We start from the raw sequence: 228 nt of genomic DNA, 5'->3' as shown, positions 1-228 counted from the left end.
AAGAAGGCGTATACCTTGCGCCATCAGCATTTGAAGCTGGTTTTGTATGTGCTGCGCACACGGAACAGGAAGTACAAGAAACTATAGCTGCAGCAGAGCGCTGTTTCGCAAAACTTTAATCGCAAGCATTGCCTAAACGGGGTTTATATACCTACTTTTAAAACAGGCAATCAATACTAAAGATTGAAAAAGCCCTTTAAGGGCTTTTTTTATTTGTAAATATATATA

Annotated in this window: 1 protein-coding gene; it reads left to right on the top strand. The window is 38.6% G+C overall.

All coding sequences use genetic code 11. The features are described 5' to 3' along the window. A partial coding sequence (locus SB756_RS36510; protein WP_410914145.1) for a hypothetical protein occupies positions 1–119 on the top strand: 119 nt, incomplete at its 5' end. Between the last annotated feature and the right edge of the window lie 109 nt (positions 120–228).

The organism is Pseudomonas sp. SIMBA_068 (genome assembly GCF_046534705.1).
In the GTDB taxonomy this organism is placed as follows: Bacteria; Pseudomonadota; Gammaproteobacteria; order Pseudomonadales; family Pseudomonadaceae; genus Aquipseudomonas; species Aquipseudomonas putida.
Note: the sequence above shows the minus strand (reverse complement) of the source record. Positions and strands in the feature narration are given on the sequence as shown.